This is a genomic window from Pedobacter sp. PLR (genome assembly GCF_026239675.1).
Classification (GTDB): Bacteria; Bacteroidota; Bacteroidia; order Sphingobacteriales; family Sphingobacteriaceae; genus Pedobacter.
The window spans coordinates 420,382-441,604 of the sequence record NZ_JAPIVQ010000004.1 but is presented as its reverse complement, the minus strand read 5'-3'; the positions used below and the strand labels follow the sequence as shown (position 1 = coordinate 441,604).

The 21,223-nt window shown below is 40.0% G+C and carries 18 protein-coding genes; 13 read left to right on the top strand and 5 right to left on the bottom strand.

Features of this window, described 5'->3' with window-relative positions; all coding sequences use genetic code 11:
- Nucleotides 1–6 precede the first annotated feature (6 nt).
- The 5 genes from OQX61_RS12465 to OQX61_RS12445 are packed head-to-tail and all read left to right on the top strand — an operon-like array spanning nucleotide 7 to nucleotide 4,049.
- Complete coding sequence (locus OQX61_RS12465; RefSeq protein ID WP_265842032.1) at nucleotides 7–306, top strand: hypothetical protein; 300 nt, start codon at nucleotides 7–9, stop codon at nucleotides 304–306.
- A gap of 10 nt (nucleotides 307–316) precedes the next feature.
- The gene (locus OQX61_RS12460; RefSeq protein WP_265842031.1) at nucleotides 317–1,159 is read left to right on the top strand and encodes a hypothetical protein; all 843 of its coding nucleotides are present in this window, start codon (nucleotides 317–319) and stop codon (nucleotides 1,157–1,159) included.
- Between the two features lie 11 nt (nucleotides 1,160–1,170).
- Complete coding sequence (locus OQX61_RS12455) at nucleotides 1,171–1,845, top strand: response regulator transcription factor (protein ID WP_265842030.1); 675 nt, start codon at nucleotides 1,171–1,173, stop codon at nucleotides 1,843–1,845.
- A 1-nt stretch (nucleotide 1,846) separates the two neighbouring features.
- A complete protein-coding gene (locus OQX61_RS12450) occupies nucleotides 1,847–3,163 on the top strand; it encodes a HAMP domain-containing sensor histidine kinase (protein WP_265842029.1) in 1,317 nt (438 codons plus the stop codon).
- Nucleotides 3,164–3,218: 55 nt separating this feature from the next.
- The gene (locus OQX61_RS12445; RefSeq protein ID WP_265842027.1) at nucleotides 3,219–4,049 is read left to right on the top strand and encodes a sulfurtransferase; all 831 of its coding nucleotides are present in this window, start codon (nucleotides 3,219–3,221) and stop codon (nucleotides 4,047–4,049) included.
- 75 nt (nucleotides 4,050–4,124) lie between these two features.
- Here the strand turns inward: OQX61_RS12445 and OQX61_RS12440 are convergent, their stop codons facing one another.
- A complete protein-coding gene (locus tag OQX61_RS12440) occupies nucleotides 4,125–4,586 on the bottom strand; it encodes a DinB family protein (RefSeq protein ID WP_265842026.1) in 462 nt (153 codons plus the stop codon).
- 90 nt (nucleotides 4,587–4,676) lie between these two features.
- Nucleotides 4,677–5,381 (bottom strand): FkbM family methyltransferase, encoded by a 705-nt coding sequence (locus OQX61_RS12435; protein WP_265842025.1) that lies wholly within the window; start codon nucleotides 5,379–5,381, stop codon nucleotides 4,677–4,679.
- A 470-nt stretch (nucleotides 5,382–5,851) separates the two neighbouring features.
- Here OQX61_RS12435 and OQX61_RS12430 point away from each other — a divergent pair, with 470 nt between their 5' ends.
- The 4 genes from OQX61_RS12430 (at nucleotide 5,852) to OQX61_RS12415 (ending at nucleotide 14,259) form a co-directional block, all read left to right on the top strand.
- Complete coding sequence (locus OQX61_RS12430; RefSeq protein ID WP_265842024.1) at nucleotides 5,852–9,100, top strand: LodA/GoxA family CTQ-dependent oxidase; 3,249 nt, start codon at nucleotides 5,852–5,854, stop codon at nucleotides 9,098–9,100.
- Nucleotides 9,101–9,128: 28 nt separating this feature from the next.
- A complete protein-coding gene (locus OQX61_RS12425) occupies nucleotides 9,129–10,274 on the top strand; it encodes an NAD(P)/FAD-dependent oxidoreductase (protein WP_265842023.1) in 1,146 nt (381 codons plus the stop codon).
- 68 nt (nucleotides 10,275–10,342) lie between these two features.
- Nucleotides 10,343–13,510 (top strand): sensor histidine kinase, encoded by a 3,168-nt coding sequence (locus OQX61_RS12420; RefSeq protein ID WP_265842022.1) that lies wholly within the window; start codon nucleotides 10,343–10,345, stop codon nucleotides 13,508–13,510.
- The gene (locus tag OQX61_RS12415; RefSeq protein ID WP_265842021.1) at nucleotides 13,495–14,259 is read left to right on the top strand and encodes a response regulator; all 765 of its coding nucleotides are present in this window, start codon (nucleotides 13,495–13,497) and stop codon (nucleotides 14,257–14,259) included. The genes OQX61_RS12420 and OQX61_RS12415 overlap by 16 nt, the downstream gene beginning before the upstream one ends.
- 52 nt (nucleotides 14,260–14,311) lie before the next feature.
- Here the strand turns inward: OQX61_RS12415 and OQX61_RS12410 are convergent, their stop codons facing one another.
- Nucleotides 14,312–16,144 (bottom strand): sugar-binding domain-containing protein, encoded by a 1,833-nt coding sequence (locus tag OQX61_RS12410; RefSeq protein WP_265842020.1) that lies wholly within the window; start codon nucleotides 16,142–16,144, stop codon nucleotides 14,312–14,314.
- Nucleotides 16,145–16,270: 126 nt separating this feature from the next.
- Complete coding sequence (locus tag OQX61_RS12405) at nucleotides 16,271–17,353, bottom strand: glycoside hydrolase family 76 protein (protein ID WP_265842019.1); 1,083 nt, start codon at nucleotides 17,351–17,353, stop codon at nucleotides 16,271–16,273.
- A 471-nt stretch (nucleotides 17,354–17,824) separates the two neighbouring features.
- On the opposite strand from OQX61_RS12405, the gene OQX61_RS12400 reads away from it, so the two are divergent.
- The 4 genes from OQX61_RS12400 (at nucleotide 17,825) to OQX61_RS12385 (ending at nucleotide 20,365) form a co-directional block, all read left to right on the top strand.
- The gene (locus OQX61_RS12400; RefSeq protein ID WP_265842018.1) at nucleotides 17,825–18,658 is read left to right on the top strand and encodes a DUF6266 family protein; all 834 of its coding nucleotides are present in this window, start codon (nucleotides 17,825–17,827) and stop codon (nucleotides 18,656–18,658) included.
- Between the two features lie 108 nt (nucleotides 18,659–18,766).
- A complete protein-coding gene (locus OQX61_RS12395) occupies nucleotides 18,767–19,225 on the top strand; it encodes a hypothetical protein (RefSeq protein WP_265842017.1) in 459 nt (152 codons plus the stop codon).
- 82 nt (nucleotides 19,226–19,307) lie between these two features.
- Nucleotides 19,308–19,772 carry a hypothetical protein gene (locus tag OQX61_RS12390; protein ID WP_265842016.1) on the top strand — a complete coding sequence of 155 codons (465 nt, stop codon included), beginning with the start codon at nucleotides 19,308–19,310 and terminating at the stop codon, nucleotides 19,770–19,772.
- Between the two features lie 236 nt (nucleotides 19,773–20,008).
- A complete protein-coding gene (locus OQX61_RS12385) occupies nucleotides 20,009–20,365 on the top strand; it encodes a VOC family protein (RefSeq protein WP_265842015.1) in 357 nt (118 codons plus the stop codon).
- Between the two features lie 5 nt (nucleotides 20,366–20,370).
- Here the strand turns inward: OQX61_RS12385 and OQX61_RS12380 are convergent, their stop codons facing one another.
- Nucleotides 20,371–21,123, bottom strand: coding sequence for a substrate-binding domain-containing protein (locus OQX61_RS12380; protein WP_265842014.1), 753 nt, complete (start codon nucleotides 21,121–21,123; stop codon nucleotides 20,371–20,373).
- Nucleotides 21,124–21,223 lie beyond the last annotated feature (100 nt).

Genomic DNA, 21,223 nt, shown 5'->3' with positions numbered 1-21,223 from the left:
TACCTAATGGGCAGAGCATTCATTTTCAACACATTACTAGCCGCTATCTTTATTTTGATGCTGCCACCTTTAGTTCAGGCGGGCGTCCCGATAAAAAAAGAAGATCCTGCCAGGGACCAGCAGCAAGATGAAAAAAAAGAAAAATCTGGTAGTCAGGAAAAACCTGTTAACAAACAGACACCTGATAAACCAGACATCAGAGAAGTACCTAAAGCACGTAAGCAGACAAGACCCCCTGTAGTAATGAAGCCAAATGTTAAAGTAAAACCGATTAAAATTATTCGTCCAAGGATTAAAAGACCCTAGTGTGTAACCCATGAGATTCACATCCCTACTCCTCCTGATTTGCATGACTTCCTTTAAAGTGCTGGCACAACAGGACAGTATTAAAAAAACGACCGTAACTATAGCTGCGCTTTATAGCAGTGATGTGAGTTACTATGGGCAGACTACCAATGAAAAGCTTCCTTATGTACTCGTAAATGCAACAGTAAGATTTCCTCTTGGTCTCTACCTTTCAGGCGGATCCTATAAACTGCTGAATTATGGATCGGGTATATCCGAGACAGATATCGGAGCTGGTTTTGATCATGATTTTAATGATCAGTTTTCTACCGGCATCGCTTATACACGCTCTTTTTTCCCTGAAAATTCACCGCTATTACAGGCTGCGAATGAAAACAATGTGAATCTATCCGTAAAATATGCATGGCCATGGCTCAAAAGTTCTCTTAGTACCGATTATGCTTTTGGTAAACAGCATGATATTTTTATAAGTCTAACCCATTCCAAAGAGATTGTCATCGGTAGTTTATTTAACGAGAAAAACACACTTTCCTTAGAACCTGCCATAGAACTGGTAGCAGGTACCAGACATTTTTATGAAACCTATACCATAGAAAAAAGCAATCGCGAAAAAGCTAATGGAAAAGGTAAAGCCCCTGTTTCACCTGGAAATTCCAATTCAACGATCAGCACTACTGTACCTTCCGACAGCTTTAATATGTTGTCATACAATTTTAAATTACCGCTTAGCTTAAGCCGCGCAAATTATCTGGCAGAGCTTAGTTACCAGTTGTCTGTTCTTGGGCCTAAGGCTGAAGCTGAGCTAAAACGCCGGCAATCGTTTTTTGGTCTCGCTTTTTACTATCAGTTTTAATCTAATTCCCTATGAAGGTATTAATCGTTGAAGATGAAAAATCATTAGCTTATGAAATGGAGGCTTTTCTGAAAAAGAGCTTTTATCTGTGTGATATTGCACATTCATTTAAGAACGGACTGGAGCAACTGGAACTGAACAAGTACGACTTTATATTAATAGATTTAAGTTTACCGGATGGCGATGGACTGGAGATTTTAAAAAAAGCAAAACAGAGCAACCCCGATGCAGCTTACATCATTATTACCGCAAGAACTCAGCTAAAAGACAGGGTTAGCGGTCTGGACCTTGGTGCCGATGATTATCTGGCCAAACCATTTTACCTTTTAGAACTGCAATCCAGAATGCAGGCCATTGCCCGACGGAAATTCAGCATCACCGAAGAGTTATTAGCTATCGGCGAATTCCATATAGACCTCCCAAAAAGAGTGGTCACATTTGGGCAGGAAAAGATCGAACTTTCCCGCAAAGAATTTGACCTGCTGAGTTACCTTATCCTCCATAAAAACCGGGTACTGACACGTGCTCAGCTAAGCGAACACATTTGGGGGACTTTTGTCAATGATGATTATGACTCCAATTATATCGATGCTCATATTAAGAATATTCGTAAAAAATTAAATGTATGGGCGAACACCGAATGGCTGGAAACCGTACGTGGTGTAGGCTACCGAATTAAGAAATAACATGAAACTATCTACTAAACTTACCCTTTTCATCACCGGATCAAAACTGGTGATTGTATTGTTGTTTGTGCTGGCACTGCCCTTCCTGGTGAAACAGATCGCTTCTGAATACACCAATTACACCTTAAAGCAGCAGAGAAAACAGGTACTTAGCATTGTCGGGAAAAATGGTCTGGATTATTACTTTCAGGGTGATCAGAACTATGGTAGTTACACCATGCTTAAAGAAGAATTTATAGCCTTACTCCCGGTTGATAAAGGAGTAAGCATGAATTTCATAAAAGATTCTCAACGACTTATTGAAAGTGATACTTTAAACTATAGAGTTTTAAGCTATACCTTTAAAAACAAAGGGAAAAATTATCTCCTTGAAATCGGTAAAACGACAACAAGTATCAATCAGTACAACAAACCATTACAGAGATTTGCCTTGTATGTGCTGATTTTCCTGATTGTTCTAACGATATTAATTGACCTGACCTTTATCCGCATGCTGATCCGCCCACTGGAAAAAATTATCAGCAGCAAATTGATCAATAGAAGGTTTCCCTTTAAAGACGGACAAAAGCGGATTCAAACCAGTACCGCTGATTTTAAATATCTGGATGAATCACTGATCCTTTTAATGAACCAGATCAATGAGGCCTTTTACAAGGAAAGGGAGTTTACTTCCAATGCTTCACACGAACTGATGACCCCCATCAGTATCCTCCAGAATAAAATGGAAAACCTGCTTGCGGATGAAACACTCGATGAAAAATCGGCTATGGCTATTATAGAAATGATGAAAACCGTAGACAGGTTAAAAAATATCACAAAATCTCTGTTGTTAATTTCCAGAATTGAAAATGAGCAATACATCAGAAAAGAAGAGGTTAAACCACTCCTGTTATTTAATGAGATCATTGAAGAAATCAGTCATAGACTAGAAGAAAAACACATACAAATCTTTCTGGATATTTCCCCGGAGGTGATCCTGAAAGGCGTGAATAAGGATCTGCTGTTCCAGCTATTTTTCAACCTGATACATAACGCCATCAAGTTTAATCGTCACAACGGAAAGATCTTCATAACTGAAAAACATTTAAGCAACAATGCTTATGAAATAACCATCAGGGATACGGGAATAGGAATCCCAAAACAGGATTTACCCTTTGTGTTTGACCGTTTCATGAAAACAAATCTGGAAGGAGACGTAGGCTATGGATTAGGACTCGCCATTGTAAAAAGCATTGCCATATATCATCAAATCCAGATCAGTATTCAATCTGAAATTGGCGAGGGCACAACTTTTAAAATAGTATTCCCGGAAAGCTGATAGGCTATGATTTTTTAAGTTAGCATTTTTATATATTCACAATTTTAAAAAGACTATGAAACTATCATCCATTATACAACCTGAAGAATTGATTTTACCAGGTGAAACCGATTTCATCCTTTTTGATGTAAGTGCAGGGTCGAAACCCAGATATGATGAACAACACTTAAATGGTGCCTTTTATCTGGATTTAAATACTGATCTGGCCGATATTAAAGATTTCGCTATGGGTGGCAGGCATCCGCTACCAACTATTGAACATTTTGCTCAGCTTTTGGGGAAATACGGCGTTACAAAGGATACGCATGTAATTGTTTACGACGATAAAAACGGATCTAATGCTGCTGCAAGATTCTGGTGGATGTTAAAGTCACTAGGTCACGAAAAGGTTCAGGTTTTAAATGGCGGCTATCCTGCTGCAGTTAAAGCCGGATTTCCTGTAAATGCGGAGATTCCGTCAGCGAAACCAACAGCGCCCTATCCAATTACAGCATGGCAGTTGCCATTGGCAGAAATCGATGAAGTGGAACTTGCTGGCAACAGTAATCATCATGTCGTTATTGATGTTCGTGATGCAAATCGTTTTGCAGGATTAACCGAACCTATAGATTTAATTGCTGGTCATATACCCGGCGCTATAAATATTCCTTTTACGGAGAATCTAGATGCTAATGGTGCTTTTCTAGCTCCTGAAATTCTAAAGGAAAAATATTCAAAAGCGTTGGCTGATTATAAAACTGAAAATGTGATTGTACATTGTGGTTCCGGTGTAACCGCTTGTCATACGCTCCTGGCGATAGACTATGCAGGTTTAGAGATTCCAAAATTGTATGTGGGTAGTTGGAGCGAGTGGAGCAGGAATAACAAGAAAATGATTTTAGCTTAGGTTTTGATTTATAACATTACATACATCTTTAACAAATACAGCTGTGCCATTCCATAGTATAGCTGTATTTATTGATCATTTCCATATACCTAGCAAACGCCGTATGACCACAATTTCGGCAATATGATAGGCTGCATGGTCAACAATTTGAAACGCTTCCCGCAGGATGGTTTGTCCAGTTCCATGTGCAATGGGTTCATATAAATCCCGCTGCTGCATCAGTTCAACAAATGCCTTTAAATCCTCTTCAATCTGTCTCAAAGCTTTATCCCAACTACTTTTGTCTGTCGGAGCAACTTCTTTTGGCCAATATTCATCGGGCCACACCGGCGATTTATGATTGCCATCTTTGCTAAATTCCAGCATGTCCCATTGGGCAATTCTGATGTGTTCAACAAGCTGCCAGATACTATATGGTAAAGCATACGGCCTTTCGCCAAGTAGTTCAAAAGGAATATCTGCCGTAGCATCTTTTAATCCCACATGGGCGCCGCCGCCCTTTAATAGTTTTTTAAGTTCTTCAATTAAGGGTTCCATATTAGTAATACAATTCATCAGGAGTAAAGTTTCCCTATCCATGATCTTTGTTCCTGAATAACAAATTCCGTTGTATCTCACTGAATACAACTACTTTCTTATCCAAAGGTCTTTTCTAACAAAAATTGAATTAATATTGGTATCTGCGTATAATAGGTAACCTTTATCCTCCAGGTAGGCTATCAATTGATTATTCTTAACCCCCGTTCCTGATGAAGAAAAGGATATCGTCTCTACACATATAATTTTAGGGAAATTCTGTTCAAAATCTATTGAATGAATAACGATCTCATCGATACCTTCAGCATCAAGTGTCAGAAAGTCCGGAAATTTTCCATGGTTATAATCCCTTAGAATATTAGCAACGGTCTCTACGGTTACAGGTATTACTTTTTCAATTTTGAAGTCTCCCTCATTCGCGTAATTCTTAGCCTCCTGCTCAGAAAATGTATTTAATGTTGGTGCCGACATCTGATAAAAATCTAATATGCCTTTTTCATTTCCAATACCTAAATTAAGATTGATATCCTGTTTTCTGGATTTTGTAAACTCAGCAAAAAGAGAAGGATCCGGCTCTATATTAATTCCCCGACAACCTCTTTCGTAAAATATCGCAGTATTATTTAAATAGAAGGGATGATGAGCACCAATATCCAAATAGGAAGGTTGATTAATCCCGATTTCTTTAAAAATGAAATCAATAATTAAATCTTCACCTGATTGCGCATATGATCGTTTTAAATAAGGACTTTCACCCTTCAACTTAGAGATAGATTTTTTAATCTTAGATAACATTATTGATTAATAATAGTTGTGAAAATTAGTTACTTAACTTTTCCCAAGTTACATTTTTATTTGGGACTTAGTTTAAAACCAGGCTTTACTGCATTCTATTTCCATCTTCAATGACTCCTCACCAATTTATAGGCTCTTCTTTTATCATTTCTTCAGGAAACCGCAATAATCCGACACAGAAATTTATGTTTTACCAAATAACAAATCCATGTATACCGCTTTCAAAAAAGTTTAAACTATTTATTTGATCATATACATAAAAAACATTAATTACTAAGCTATTTTTTATAGCTTTAATCTATCAAACCCTATTGCTTTAAATTAACCTCTCCATTATGAATCATTTAAATGATGTCCTTCTTTTAATTCAACGCCAGTAATCAGTCATTTTTTTCGTAAGCAGAGTTAATGCAATATTCAAATTTTGTAATAACCCTTAATCATTTTACCACCTAAACGAAAATAATACCATGACTGAAAAATCGAAAAAAAAGTCAGGTGCAGCACTGCACACTGAATCTTCAGCTGCAATTAAAGGTGAAGCTACCGCTAATAATGTAGCATGCTGGGATAGCGACGGAACTACAAAAATTGTAACAGAACGTCTCAAAGAGATGTTCGTTGAAATGGGTCAGAAGACAAGCATCGAAAAAGGGCAAATGCCTGCTGAACGTGCCGTTTTCAGAAAACAACATGGCATAGCCTATGGAACCTTTCGCGTAAAAAAAGACATCAGGCCCGAGTTTAAAGTAGGGATTTTCGCCGGAGACACTTACGAATGTGCGGTACGCTTTTCCAGCGACACCGACCCCGGCTCACCGGACCTGCACACCACCCTCGGACTGGGACTAAAACTATTTGGCGTTGAGGGGCCTAAATTATTAGGCGACAGCAGCAATGCGGATTTCATCTTTCAAAACATAGACCGATTTTTTGCACGTGACGCACAACAAATGTGCAGTTTCACTACTGCTGGTGCGGTAGATCATGACTACGACTCTTATATCAATAAACACCCGGAGCTCTCCGATATTCTCAAAGACATGACAAAAGTCGAAGCGAGCTGTCTGAGTGCCGGTTATTGGGCAATACTCCCTTTTAGATTGGGCGATAAAAACATTGTTAAATATCGTTTAGTACCGGATGAAACCGATCATGGAGCAGTTTTTAATGATAAAAATTACCTGGCACTTGATTTACAACAACGCCTGCGCAATAAGGCCGCAAAATTCCGCTTTGAGATACAATTCCGTACCAATGATGCAACCATGCCCCTTGATGATGCCCAGGTGGTTTGGAGCACTGAAGAGAGTCCTTATATTTGTATTGCTGAATTAGAATTCCCTCAGCAGGATATTTGCGCAATTGGCCAGCCTGAATTTGGAAGTATTCTTGCTTTTAACATCTGGAGAACCTTAGCACAACATGAGCCGCTTGGATCTATTGCTGAAGCCAGAAAAGTGGTTTACGCAGCAAGTGCCGAAGCCCGCCATCAGGCCAACGGCCAGCAATTACAAGAACCTGAACATATTAATCCTCCCTTTAAAGGAGATACAGACGAAGACAGCGACTGCATTGTTACGGCCGGAATCTATCCCCCAATCGGAGTAATGCGTGTCGGGAATAGTGATCATGAATATTTTATTGGTCCCCTGGTTTCCGAACCGGTAGTCTTAACAGATGACTATGCCTACCGCGATAAAACCGGAGCACTAAAACGGCAAGCTGCCCAATTCAGAATTTACGGATTTAATGCCGCCGGAAAAGCAATTAAAGAGCTGACTGCCGAAAATGCCAATATTGTCTGGCATGCTCATTTAGCAAATCAAAAATCATCCTGGTATCAATTTCAAATGGCCCTGGACATTCCGGATGCTATTGGCGCACCAGCTTCTATGTTACGTAATATTAACGTGGCCGACCGGAACTCACTAATCATAGATGGCGGACATCAGTCGGTAAGCGCAACCAACGTAGATAAGGGCCATCCTTTTATAGGGAAATTCCAGACGGAGACCGTTTACCTTGGTGAAATGCGTACTGATGTAAAAGGAAGGTTAATCATGCTCGGCGGACATGGTGTAGCCAAAAATTTAAACGGAGATATTGCCATTACATTCGCGAACAACGAAGGCTGGTATGACGATATTTCTGATGGTCCCGTTACTGCAGATGTGGAATACAATGGGGTTAAACTTAAAGTGGAGCCGGCATGGGTAATTTGTGGTCCACCTGATTACGCTCCCCTACAGAAATCGGTTCGTACCATGTGGGATTTAATGAGAGACCTGGCCATTGATGCAGGAATGCTGGCCCGACCGAAAAGGCCTTCTTTTACTCAGGACATCCTGCCTGTTTTCCAGCGCATGACTAACCTGCAATGGGTTAATGCAGGCTTTGGAGCCGCATTCGGCTGGGGTGGTCAGTTTGATTACACCACGGCTAAATGGATGGTAAAGTTGAATGACCCTTCTTCTGCAAATATGGAAATGCGACGTACGATTTCTAATAATTTCCGTCGTTATGAGGTATCGGGTGCAGAAGCGCCCCAATTATGGCCATGGATGTATGGTGATGCCATTACTATCCCTAGTTTAGGTTCTGTGCGTCAGCATTCCACACTATCCCAATTACAATTGTCTTTTATTGACCAATGGGTAAAAGGTGACTTTGATGCAGATTATGTGGATATGACCGGTTGCCCGCATATCCCGGAGCCAATTACAATAGATAAGTTACCTGTTGCTGAACAACCGGATATGCTGACCAGAGCAGCCATGGAATTTTGCCTGGCAGATGCCTTCCATCCGGGTTGTGAAATGACATGGCCAATGCGAACTGCCGGTATGTATATGTCTGCTTTCCGACTTAAACATGCACCAAAAACGCCACCGGTAAACTCCTCTTACTATGGTCCGGTGATGAATAGCGATGTATTCACTTTAGCAAAAGGCCCTTTACTTGGTGGACAAGTAGCCGGTGGTATTACCAGATGGATGGCTATCCCCTGGCAAACCGATACCGCGAGTTGCCGTGATGGCTATAGTTCGACCTACGATCCGTACGTTCCAACCTTTTGGCCGGCCAGGGTTCCCAATAATATCTTAACTGAAGCGCAATACAAAGCATCTATAGATACAGCGCTATCTGAAGAAACACGTAAACAAGCCTTTGCCTACCGTAAAGACTGGCTGGATGATTTACCGCTTGGGGGCGAAGAACCAAGTTACACTACCCAGATTAATAGTATGGTAACACACTTTGATAAGCTCGCTGTGGTTCAATCACGCCCTGGCGTACCAAATGACCCGGCCTTTCCACCGAAAATGCAGGTTGGAATCACACCAAGTCCAGCACAGGAAGCTACCTTATTAGCCGCAGCCGTAAAAGAACTGGAAAGTATTTTAAACCGTCAGAAAGCCGCGAAAATAAGTTCTCCACACCTTCTTGCTAAAGCTATTACCGACTTATCACATAAACAATTACTAACGGAGCAAAACCTGATAGAAAGTGCAAAAGCCAACCTGATCGAACTCGTTAATCAGGAACTGAATGAAGATTTCAAATCAAGTCCGGTTGTTCAAAAACTACTGAATTTATTGTCGTCCAAAGCTCCTAAATCAGCTAGACCATTGATGGTGAAATCTCAGACAAGTACCGGAGGAAGTACTGGTGTGACCGAGAAAAGCAATCGCTTCTCCCGATTTATCCCAAAATAAAAATGAATTAACAGACCGTATTTCCCTGATGAAAGCAGAAATAAATAAAGAAGTTGATATTGCGATTATTGGCGGTGGTGTGGCGGGTTGTACCGCCGCCATCGCGCTCGCCGGATCATATAACGTGGTGTTGCTCGATCAGACAGACAGCCCTCCCAAACGGATTGGCGAATGTTTGCCTCCGGCAACACGACGTATTCTAAAGCAGCTGGATTTGTTGGAGGGCTTAGACAGCACCCTCCGGGCGACCAATCAAAGTCAGCACCTCAAACATATCGGTACACAATCCTATTGGGGTAACGAACAAGCCTATATCGTAGATCTTTTGCGCAACCCTGATGGATTTGGCTGGCATTTAGATCGCCAGGCATTTGAAATTTATTTACGGGAAGCCGCTTTGAAACGGGGTGTAAATTGCTTTTGGCCCGCCAAATTACAAAGCGCCAATTTTGAAGATCATCGCTGGTCTATCACAGCTACAGCACAAGATAAGGGATCAAATGATCCGCTTTACCACTTCAAGGCGAAATTTGTAATCGATGCCAGTGGCCGACAGTCACATTTCGCAAGAAAAATTGGTATCGGGCGCCAGCAATACGACAAATTAATTAGCTGTTGGCTTACACTCCCCAATCTGGAAGCCAATAAAATGAGTACCATTTCGGCAAGCGAAATCGGATGGTGGTACAGCTCGCCTTTACCCGGGAACAAAAGAATTCTGGCCTTACAAACTGACCCGGACCTGATAGACCGGAGTACTTTAAATGATGTTGATCAGTTCTTCAGGTTAGCAAAAACCAATCGGGAAATGGCGACTCTCCTTCAGAGAAATTCCAGCGCCATTGGCATTCATCAAACCGTAGCAGCCAACTCCACGCGCCTTAATCAGGTTGCCGGCCAACAATGGGTAGCACTTGGTGATGCTGCGATGAGTTTTGATCCCTTATCCTCACAAGGTATGTTTAATGCGATGGCTAATGCTATCCAATTGACAGAATTGATGATGGAGTCTGACCCGAAAAGTATCTTAAAAGCTGAAAGCTTAAAAGAAATCCAAACAAGCTATACGCATCAACTCGATCGGATCTGGGAACATTACAACAGGCATAAAAGAATGTATTACCGCGAAGAAATGCGTTGGAAGGATTCTGCCTTTTGGAAAAGGAGACATTAACTGAAATCTCTGTTATATACTAAAAGCAATGTTATCTTTAATATATTTGATTACCGAGCCAAAATATATTGAAAATAACCACCTTCATTTTTTTCCTGCTATTCGCGAAAATATTGCATGCGCAACCTTATTATTTTAAACACTATCAGGTAGAAAACGGGCTGTCCAACAACAGTGTATTTGCCAGTGTTCAGGATGATAAAGGGTTCATGTGGTTTGGAACAAAGGATGGTCTGAACAGATTCGATGGCTATTCATTTAAAACATATCGTCATGATCCTGCAAATCCGACCAGTCTGGGAAACGATAAGATTTATGCCTTGCTTAGCGACAAAACTGCGGGCCTTTGGATAGGTACAGATCGCGGGCTTTACAAATACAACCCTGAAAAGGAAACGTTCCACGCAATAAAGGAAACCCTCCAGATTAGAATTAGCAGCATACACATTGACAACAATGGCATCCTATGGCTCCTTTCCAATAGCAAGGTCTATCGCTATAACCCTACGAAAAAGGAGTTTTTACCAGTAAGCGTTAACGACGCATTTGAGGTCGGTTCTATTTATTGTCAATCGGACGGAGAAATTCTAATCACGAGTCCTAACGGTAAGATTGCGATGTATAACCCCCTGAGCAAGTCTTTTAAGACCCGTTATCAAATGAATAAAAAAGGCTCGGTTAATATTGGTTGGGTTCCCGTATTTACAGAAACCAGAGACCATCAGCTATTGCTCGGGTCCAGCAGTCAGGGAATTAAGCTATACAACCCTAAAACAAATGTATTAAAAGATGTCATTACCCGGAATAAGGATAAAACACATATTTATGTAAGAGCTATACAATCCATAAATAAAGATGAATTCTGGATTGGCACCGAATCAGGATTATATATTTATAACCATCGAAATGGAACCATTGCTCAGCAGAAAAAACAATATAGCAATCCTTATACGCTTTCAGACAATGCCATTTACTCGGTATGCAGAGACAGGGATGGAGGCATGTGGATGGGAACCTATTTTGGTGGCACGAACTATTACGCCCCCTCTTCTTCCATTTTCAGCAAATACTTCCCGGAGCAGCAGCATAACTCCATTAGTGGAAGCGATGTCCGCGAAATTTGTAAGGATAAAAACGGCAACTTCTGGATTGGTACTGAGGACGCCGGTCTGAATAAGCTGGATCCAAAAACAGGCCGCTTTACCTCCTTTTTTCCTAATGGAAACAAAACCTCTATTGCACATTCCAATATCCATGGTTTGGTGGCGGATGGCGACAAATTATGGATTGGTACTTTCGAGCATGGTTTGGATGTGATGGATATCAATACCGGCCTGGTGATTAAACATTATGTAGCTGGAAAAGGAAATTCTTTACGATCCAGTTTCGTATTGAGTCTGTTTAAAACCAGAGCCGGAGATATACTTCTTGCAACCACTGTAGGGATCTATAAGTATAACCGTAAAAAGGATGATTTTGATGCCATACCAGGTATCCCCTTTCACTTCTTTAACAATATCATGGAAGATAGTGAAGGTAATATATGGGCTGGAACTTATGATAAAGGCCTTATTCGTTTCAGGTTAGGCGAAAACGGCTATCTCAATTTAACGCACCAACAGGGCAATAAAAACAGCCTGAGCAACAACACCATAAACGGGATTTTCGAAGACAACAAAAAGAACATCTGGATAGTTACAGATGGCGGTGGATTATCCTTGCTGGACAAGAAAAAATTAACCTTTAAATCTTACAATGCCAGCAATGGACTGCCGAGTAATTTCCTCTTCAGAATTCTGGAAGATCATCAACATAAATTATGGATCAGCAGTACCCGCGGACTGTTTCGCTTTGATCCGCAGACAGAGGAAGTAAAAACATATACCATGGCCGACGGCCTGCTTACAGATCAGTTTAATTACAACTCTTCTTACAAAGACACTGATGGCAGAATGTATTTTGGTAGTTTGAGGGGAATGATCAGTTTCTTACCGGAACAGCTAAATACCACTTCTAAAACAGCACCTATATTTCTAACAGGCTTCCAGATTGACAATACAGAAAGTACGGATCCGGCAGTAAATAAGATCCTGACCAAATCTGTTCTTTACACGGATCAGATTACCTTGAGGTATAACCAATCGTCCTTTAGTATTGATTTCGCAGGACTCAGTTATGCTTCCCCTGTAACAACGGAGTACGCTTATAAGATGACCGGATTATACGATAACTGGGAATATTTAAAAACCAATAGAAAAGTCTATTTTACAAAACTAGCCCCTGGAACCTACGTATTTGAAGCCAAAGCGATGATTAACGGAAGTAAGGAATGGAGTAAAAATAATATTAAGTTACGCATCGTTGTGCTACTCCCATTCTGGAAAACGTCATGGGCTTACGCGCTCTATTCGATTTTATTTCTGGGAGTGGTTACTGCGGTAATCCTGGAGTATCATAAGAGAACAGACCTGAAAAACAAAAGACGGATAAAGCTCTTTGAGCATCAAAAAGAAAAGGAAATCTACCAGGCCAGGATCGAATTTTTCACCAATGTAGCTCATGAAATCCGTACTCCACTCACCTTGATCAAAGGGCCCATGGAAAAGATCATTAAACTTTCAAAAGAGGTCCCTGTCATTGAGAAGAATTTGAAAACCATGAACCGGAATACGGATCGTTTACTGAACCTCACCAATCAGCTGCTGGACTTCAGAAAAACAGAGGTTAAGGGCTATTCTTTAAACTTTGTAAAAGTCGACATTTCAGAACTCATTGAGGCCGTCAACATGCAGTTTCAAGATGCTGTGGAAAGCAAAAAGATCAACTTTGAAACCATACTTCCTCCACATTTTTTTGCTTATGTAGATACAGAAGCCTTGTACAAGGTCATGAGTAATTTGGTGGACAATGCGATTAAGTATGGTAAATCGAAAGTAAAAATCGTACTTAGTATAAATCCGGAGGAAGATCAGTTTAGTATTCAGGTCTTCAATGATGGACTTAAGATTGCTCCGGAAATAAATAATAAAATATTTGAGCCCTTTTTCCGGTCCAGAGAAACAGAAATGCAAAGGGGCACCGGCATTGGCTTATCCATATCAAGATCTCTGACAGAATTACACCGGGGCTACTTATACCTGGAAGAAAGCGATCCGGAAGGCAATGTATTTGTGGCTGTATTCCCGATTCATCAGGAAATGGAATTTAACTTAGACGGAAAATGGAAAAAGAGATAACGATCCTACTTGTAGACGACAACGAAGAAATTTTAGAGTTCATTGCAGATGATTTAAGTGAAAAGTTTCAGATCCTAACGGCAACGAACGGTCTGGACGCACTTGCCATTCTGGAGACAGAGACTGTCCATTTGATCATCAGTGACATCATGATGCCTGAAATGGATGGTTTTGAGTTTTGTATGAAAGTTAAGTCGAGCATTGAATTTAGCCATATCCCATTAATTCTTTTGACGGCAAAGGATACCCTGGACTCTAAAATACAGGGATTGGAGCTAGGGGCCGATGTTTTTGTTGAAAAACCATTTTCACCAGAGTTCCTGCAAGTGCAGGTTTGCAGTCTAATCGCTAATAGAAATAAGATTAAAGCCTATTTCTCCAGTTCGCCACTATTGCACCTGAAAGGAATTGCCCATTCCAAAGCGGATGAACAGTTCCTAGAAAAGATTCAATACATTATTGATAAAGACATCAGCAACCCCGATCTGGATGTAGAACATCTGGCCAATCACATGAACATGAGCAGGCCTACTTTATACAGAAAAATCAAATCTATTTCAAATCTTAGCCCCAATGAGCTGATCAATATTTCCCGTTTAAAAAGAGGTGCAGCGCTATTGAAACAGGGTGCCTTAAAGATTTATGAGATTTCCGATTTGGTTGGATATAGCTCCCAAACTCATTTTGGGAGAGTTTTCTCCAAACAATTCGGAATGTCTCCTACTGAATATGCAAACAACAAATCATAGCATATCCTACTACTTATCGTTTCATCGGTTTGGTTGTATGTTTAAATGAAAATTACGGAGTGATCAAATACAACCTGTCGTTCGTCGCTTTTATTTTTGCTTCAGGAAATTTTAAGATCCTGTCGTAGGTCATCAATCCATTCGTTTCCTGCTCCACATCGGTCGTCTGTGTATATACTGCCGCAGATAATCCCTTTTTGATTAAACCTTCGATGCTACGGATAAAAGAATCATATTTTTCAAAAAGTTCATCAGCAGTTTTAAAAGACTGATATCCCCAATTGTTTTTCTCCTTCCAGGTATGCCCTGGCACCGGCAAACCCAATCCGCCAAATTCCCCCAAAACAATAGCATGAGTCCGGCCAAAAAGGTCTGGTCTTGGCATTTTTGGTTCCGGATAATGATGTAAATCCACAATATCTCCGGTGATAACATGATTACCACCGCTAGCACTGTTTACCAGTCTGGAAGGATCTTTTGCCTTAGTCCATTCCGCAATTTCTTTGGTTTTAAATTGTCCCCAGGCTTCGTTGAAAGGAGTCCATACGACAATTGAAGGGAAATTATGAAGGTCGTCCATGATTTTACTCCATTCTTTGCGGTACATTGCTTCTGATTCCGGAGTACGGTTTTTATCTGTCCCACCCATTGTACCCAGATTAGGTTCCCAATGGTTACCGAGATCTCCACTAGGCATATCCTGCCATACCAGCATTCCTAACTTATCGCATTCGTAATACCATCTTGCCGGTTCCACTTTAATGTGCTTGCGGATCATGTTAAAGCCCATTTCTTTGGTTTTTATGATGTCATAGATCAAGGCCTCTTCTGTAGGCGCAGTATATAAACCATCCGGCCACCAACCCTGGTCTAACGGACCATATTGAAAGACAAACTCATTGTTAAGTAACATTCTTTCGATACCATTCTGATCTTTTGCCATGGATGATTTACGCATCGCAAAATAACTACCTGCCTGATCAATTACCTTTCCATTGCGTAGCAATTCAATTTTCAGATCATATAAGAAAGGGCTTTTTGCAGACCATAGTTTTGGGTTTGCTATGGCTAAAGAAATTTCGTCATTTAGGTTTGCTTCTTTTTTAGCAACCTGATTTTCATCCTCAAATGCGGTTATTCTAATTTGATCACCCGGTTGGCCAGCTGCAACGTTTACCTGTAGGGAAAGTGTTTTCGCATCGATATCCGGGGTCTGTTTAGTCGCTACAATATGTGTTTTTGGAACACTTTCCAGCCAAACTGTCTGCCAGATGCCGGTAACCGGGGTGTACCAGATTCCTTCCGGTTTCCTGACCTGTTTACCTCTTGGTTGTGGTCCTTCATCTGTCGGATCCCAGACACGGATTTTTATTTCCTGCGTTCCGCTTTTTTTAAGCAAACTGGTGATGTTGAAAGTAAAAGGGTCAAAACCACCCTGATGCTGACCTGCGCTTTTGCCGTTCACAAAAACTTCCGTCTGCCAGTCTACGGCACCAAAATGCAACAGCACCTCACTATTTTTCATAGAAGCCGGAACGGTAATATTATTTTTATACCATAATACGCTGTCTTTACCTATGGTTTTACCTACACCTGATAAAGCAGATTCTACCGCAAAGGGTACAAGAATGCTACCTTGATACTTAACCGGATCATTTTGATCTTTTGGGGTAATGGCATAGCTCCATAAGCCATTCAGGTTTTTCCAGTTTTGTGAACGGACAAGTTGTGGACGGGGATAATCTGGCAGCGGGTTTTTAGGATCAACCTTTTCGGCCCATGGCGTTGCAATTCGATCCTTAATTAACGCCCATTTTTTTTCTTGCGCCTGCAATGAGGTATAACTAAGCACACAAAGTAGTGCGCCTGATAGAAGTCTGTTCATAACAATTTAATATTTGGTAACCAAATATTGGATTTTTACCTATAAGTCATTCTATAGTTTTGTATCATACTTTCTTCATTTTGTCTCTATTTAATTAAAAATTAGCGCATAACAACTCAAACCTATTTATTTTTGTTTTTCTAACTGTATCAGTCGGGCATAGATCTCCAGCATTGCGGCCTGATCAATTAGAGATTTTTCTTTATGCTGCCCAATCAGGTTTGCGTCATCCCGTTCCTCGCTCCAAATCCGTTGAGCCTCATTTCTGAAAATATTGATCCAGTCGCTATTCTTGTCAATTTTATAAAGTTCAATCCCTCCTCTTAACAATACCGCATTAAACCAATAATGTCCAGGTAAACGATTATCCTTAAAAAAATAGTTCTTCGCTGCTTTAGAAATCTGTTGTGCTTCTATTAAATACTTCTTATTACTGGTTATAGTGAATAATAAAGCATTGGCCTGAAGCATTGCACCCGCATTATAAGTATAGAACTTGCGGTCAATCTCTCCACCGGGTATTTTTATAGCATCATAGAACAACCCTTCCGGAGAACGAAGCGTTTTATTGGTCCAGTCGTAAACTGATAAAGCTGTTTCTAAATACTTTTTTTCTTTCGTGATTTTATACAGCTGCAAAGCAACCAATATGGCTGGTGCATTGGAACAAGTATTCTTGGTACTAAAATCCCCTTCCTTCCAGTATAAGCCTCCTCCAGCCTTAGCATCTATTCCGGTAATCATATAATCATAAACCATGATCGCCTTATTAAGATAGGGAGCTTCTTTGGTCCGGTTATAGGCATCCAGGTAAGCAATAGCGATCCATTGGTTATCATCATAAAAACGGGAGCTTAAGCGCTCGGCCGTCACATAATCCTGGTAAGCCAGGGGCTGTTTTTCACTATAGTACTGATCAATTGCTTTCACTACTGGCTTCAGCTGTTCCCGTTTACCAGAAAGTGCGTCCATTTCATTGGCAGCCTGCACCAGCGCACAGAGCGGCCATAACCAGGAGTGTGGGTTATCTTTTTGCACTACATCTGTAGTCTCAAAATACAAACCTGTACTCCCGTCTTTCAGGAGGCCGTTAATGTTTTTAGTAATCTGTGGAAGATACCCTTCAAAACCCGAAGATTGCGCAAAGACAGCTGGTTTCACAGACCAGGCCATGAACACTAAAAATGCAAGTACAATTCTATTTCTCATCAATCGTTTATTTTGGTTAGTTAATTTAGGGGTTTAAAGCTATCATCAGTAAACTAAGTGCTTTTAAGTTGTACTCATTCAGCAAAACATATCAATACTTCAACAAACAGAGTCATTTTCAAACTGCAGGCAATGAAATTCACTTAATTTTAAAAGTATGAACGTCATGAAATCTATGATCCCCGGCTATGCAATGCCGCTGTTATGGTTATAGGAAAATCAGTCTGAGGCTAGCCTGCCTCCATACTGACACTACAATTATCAGGGCCTCTTTCCCCTTTTGCATGGAGGTTGATAGGGCCTAAGCTGACCTATAGCCCTATCAACAGCTTTAAGAATACCTTATAGCTTTCTTTTAATACTTAAATAATTATAACATCAATAGTTGAATACCCCTAAGATATTCAGTACCTTCATACTATCCACACCGGATGACACCTAACTCTACCTCAAACACTTAACCTCTCTGATATGGCAATAGCTTCAAACGGTCCACAGGGCCATCTTAACGGAAAAGTAGGCAACCTTGTTTTCTACATGCTGAACGGGCAACCTATAGTACGCTTAATCGGCAGAAAAGGAAAACCAAGTACGCTTCAACTGGCCAATTACCAGGAGATGGCAGTCACCACCAAACTGCTTAAAAGAATGGGTGGTTTTATTAAACTCGGTTACGGTTTACAGGCCAGAGGAACGGTACATAATGCACATAACCTGGCGACTTCCTACCATAAAAAACAGGCTTTAACCGGTGAATACCCTAATATCAGTATCGATTACAGCAAGGTAAAGCTGAGTCAGGGTGTCATGCCGGAAACCGCTGATTTAAAAATCAATAAGTTAGCTGGTGGACTGGAAATCACCTGGGATCCAAAAGATTATGCAGACTTAAAATCCAACGACAGTGTGATGGTCATGATTTGTTGCCCGGAAACCGGAAAAGACCAGGAATACCTGAATGTGGCTAGAAGATCAGAGGGAAAATGTTTTATCCCAATGCATGACCAGGTATTGAATCAACAGATAGAACCCTATATCTCCTTTATTTCTGCGGATGGCGAAAAGGTTTCAGACAGTGTTTATCTGGGTAATTTGAATGGAACGGGTAAAAATGCAGCAGAAAAACAACAAGAAGAGAAATACCTGCAGGTAAAAGCAAGGTTTGATCAGGTGGAAGGCAGTTATTCAGCGCAAATGATAGCCAATTACGGCGAAAGACCCCGGACTAAAGCTTTTAAATACCTGGAAAAAGAATATCAGACACTCAAAAAACAACTGGAACACTTACCAGGAAAACCTGGTTAACTAAACTTAAGGAATGCAATAATAGCTAGATATGGGAATAGGTATTTCCGTTCCTCATTAAGAGTTAAGTATGTTTTTTAAACTTCGGGTTATAAATAGAATAAAAATATGAGACACCTAATATTTATGTTGTTTGGCTATCTGATCTTCAACACACAAGTATCAAAAGCTCAGGACAATGAAAGGAGTAATATTTACTATTTCCTTGATACCGCAGCTGTGCCAATTAAGGATAGAATTTTTGATTTATACAGTTACGGTTATACTAAAAATTTTAACATCTTATGCAGATGCTACCCCTGGAATACAAATGTTAATTTTTTTTCAATTAATCCTAAGGATACCAGACCGTTTACCTTACAAGAATTTAACGAAATTAAAACAGTATCACTTCCAGACCTTATTGACATTGCAATTCAATATGCAAAAGACAGGATTTATAAATATAATTTTTATTTTATTGAACCAGTGAGTGACAAAATGAAAATAACAAAAGTCATTTTAGCCTGGCCTACTAAACCAAGAACCCATTCAACGATTATAGAAATTAAACCCATAAAAAATTGACGCCTAAAAACACAAAAGTCCTTCATCCGATCCCATTTAACAAAGTCTCGCTGGAAAAATTTGGGATTCGAAGATTCACGCTATGAGAACTATAACTTATTTATTCGGAATTTTCCTTTTAATCACTCAAAATTGTAAAGGCCAAAATAGTGTAAAAGAAAAAGACTCGGTCTACTACTACCTTGATACTGCTGCAGTGGCAATTAAAGACCGCATGGTTTTTAAAGACTCATTAGAGCACGGTATCTCATACTACATACCATGTAGGTGTAATTTATTGGGAAGTAATATAAATTTTGAAAAATCTAAATTCGCAAAGAGTAAACCAATTACCTTGGCTGAATTCAAAAAAATTAATACAGTGTCAATCACTGATCTTTTATCTATTGTTGTTAACAAGATAAAGGATAAAAGCAAGTTGACTTCCTATTTCATTATCGAACCCAGTGGTAAGGCTATGAAAATAAGCCAGGTATTGTTAATGGATCCTCGACGAACTGAAGAGATTGATAAAGGAGGCGTATATCTTAAACCAATTAAAAATTAGTTTTTTTGATAAGCCTTACAATCATTAAACCCTGGCGACTTCCTACCATAAAAAACAGGTTTAAATAAACCGGGCAATCGCAAAATAAACAAGGAAAATACAACCAATCCTTTCCTATAAATCACCCGGACTTGATTCCATGAGATATCTGTTACATACTTTACTTGCCGGTAATGGAAACCTGAAATTTTAAAAATACAGCACAGGATTACCGTCCATTTTTTGTAAATTGATGTATGAAAGTTAAAAGAATCGTAGTGGACATACCTACGCAAAACGTTGATGCGGCCAAACAATTCTATCAAGACATACTTGGACTTGATTTATTAATGGATCATAATTGGATAGCAACCTACGGATCTGAAAATCATCAAAAAATTCAGATCAGTTTTGCTATAGAGGGCGGATCCGGGACACCTGTACCTGATTTATCAATCGAGGTAGATGATGTTAATGAAGCATACAGGCGAATGAAAAAGGCGGGCATAGCTATTGAATACGGACCAGTGGATGAACCATGGGGTGTGCGTAGATTTTTTGTCCGTGACCCTTTCAATAAATTAATAAACATTCTCGCTCATATATATTTGTAGGCAGCTTACTCCCATCCCCATTGCTGAAATATCCGGTGTCCGGCTGTGCTCTTTAAAAAGGCAACAAATTTTTGAGCATTAACAGTGTTCTTCTTATTTTTTGTAAGGACAATAGGTGTACCACGATACAAACGCAATGAAACCGGCAATTCTACTACCGTGGTGATATCCTTAAGATTTTTATGCCATGAGGCATAAGTAATCCAGGCATCAAAACCACTATCAGCTTTCCATGCTTCTATCCCTAATGCAGTATTGGTAAAAGATTGAACAATGTTTTTCTGAATTGAACCAATCAAATTCTCTTTCCCTGCAATATCTTCCCAAAGTCCCAACTGGCCTGCGCCGTTTACGTCGAGTATTTTAATGCCTTCTCTCGTTAAATCTTTTAACGAAGTAATCTTCTTTGGGTTACCTGGCCTCACTAAAATTGCTACCCGCCTCTGGTACAAGGCCGTTCTGCTGGCTTTGTTTACCATATCAGGGTAGTTTTGTGTAAACTGGGTAAGCATATATTCAGCACCACCATAGATGATATTGGCATTTTTTTCAGCACTGCTTAACCATTTACTTTCCGGGCCGCCAATTACTTTAACCGGTATTTTTGTAGTTGCCGTAAATTGTGTAGCGCAGGCTTTCATTGCAGAAAGTGGTCCGCCGGGACCATAAACATATATGGTATCTGTTTGTGCATTTACAGTTATACTTGCGGTAAGTAGTGTTACCGATAATGCTACTTTTTTAAATAAACTTTTCATATTTGATATTCCATTTAAATGGTAATTTCTGCCAGAGAATTGTGCAATTAGATATTGACTTCATGGTATAACATTTTAAGCCAATCCAACAACTTGCCTA

Coding starts and splice junctions, on each gene's coding strand:
- OQX61_RS12410 (WP_265842020.1), bottom strand. CDS start 16,144: ATGAACAGACTTCTATCAGGCGCACTACTTTGTGTGCTTAGTTATACC.
- OQX61_RS12390 (WP_265842016.1), top strand. CDS start 19,308: ATGAGAACTATAACTTATTTATTCGGAATTTTCCTTTTAATCACTCAA.
- OQX61_RS12425 (WP_265842023.1), top strand. CDS start 9,129: ATGAAAGCAGAAATAAATAAAGAAGTTGATATTGCGATTATTGGCGGT.
- OQX61_RS12435 (WP_265842025.1), bottom strand. CDS start 5,381: ATGTTATCTAAGATTAAAAAATCTATCTCTAAGTTGAAGGGTGAAAGT.
- OQX61_RS12395 (WP_265842017.1), top strand. CDS start 18,767: ATGAGACACCTAATATTTATGTTGTTTGGCTATCTGATCTTCAACACA.
- OQX61_RS12460 (WP_265842031.1), top strand. CDS start 317: ATGAGATTCACATCCCTACTCCTCCTGATTTGCATGACTTCCTTTAAA.
- OQX61_RS12445 (WP_265842027.1), top strand. CDS start 3,219: ATGAAACTATCATCCATTATACAACCTGAAGAATTGATTTTACCAGGT.
- OQX61_RS12385 (WP_265842015.1), top strand. CDS start 20,009: ATGAAAGTTAAAAGAATCGTAGTGGACATACCTACGCAAAACGTTGAT.
- OQX61_RS12450 (WP_265842029.1), top strand. CDS start 1,847: ATGAAACTATCTACTAAACTTACCCTTTTCATCACCGGATCAAAACTG.
- OQX61_RS12405 (WP_265842019.1), bottom strand. CDS start 17,353: ATGAGAAATAGAATTGTACTTGCATTTTTAGTGTTCATGGCCTGGTCT.
- OQX61_RS12465 (WP_265842032.1), top strand. CDS start 7: ATGGGCAGAGCATTCATTTTCAACACATTACTAGCCGCTATCTTTATT.
- OQX61_RS12430 (WP_265842024.1), top strand. CDS start 5,852: ATGACTGAAAAATCGAAAAAAAAGTCAGGTGCAGCACTGCACACTGAA.
- OQX61_RS12415 (WP_265842021.1), top strand. CDS start 13,495: ATGGAAAAAGAGATAACGATCCTACTTGTAGACGACAACGAAGAAATT.
- OQX61_RS12455 (WP_265842030.1), top strand. CDS start 1,171: ATGAAGGTATTAATCGTTGAAGATGAAAAATCATTAGCTTATGAAATG.
- OQX61_RS12440 (WP_265842026.1), bottom strand. CDS start 4,586: ATGGAACCCTTAATTGAAGAACTTAAAAAACTATTAAAGGGCGGCGGC.
- OQX61_RS12380 (WP_265842014.1), bottom strand. CDS start 21,123: ATGAAAAGTTTATTTAAAAAAGTAGCATTATCGGTAACACTACTTACC.
- OQX61_RS12400 (WP_265842018.1), top strand. CDS start 17,825: ATGGCAATAGCTTCAAACGGTCCACAGGGCCATCTTAACGGAAAAGTA.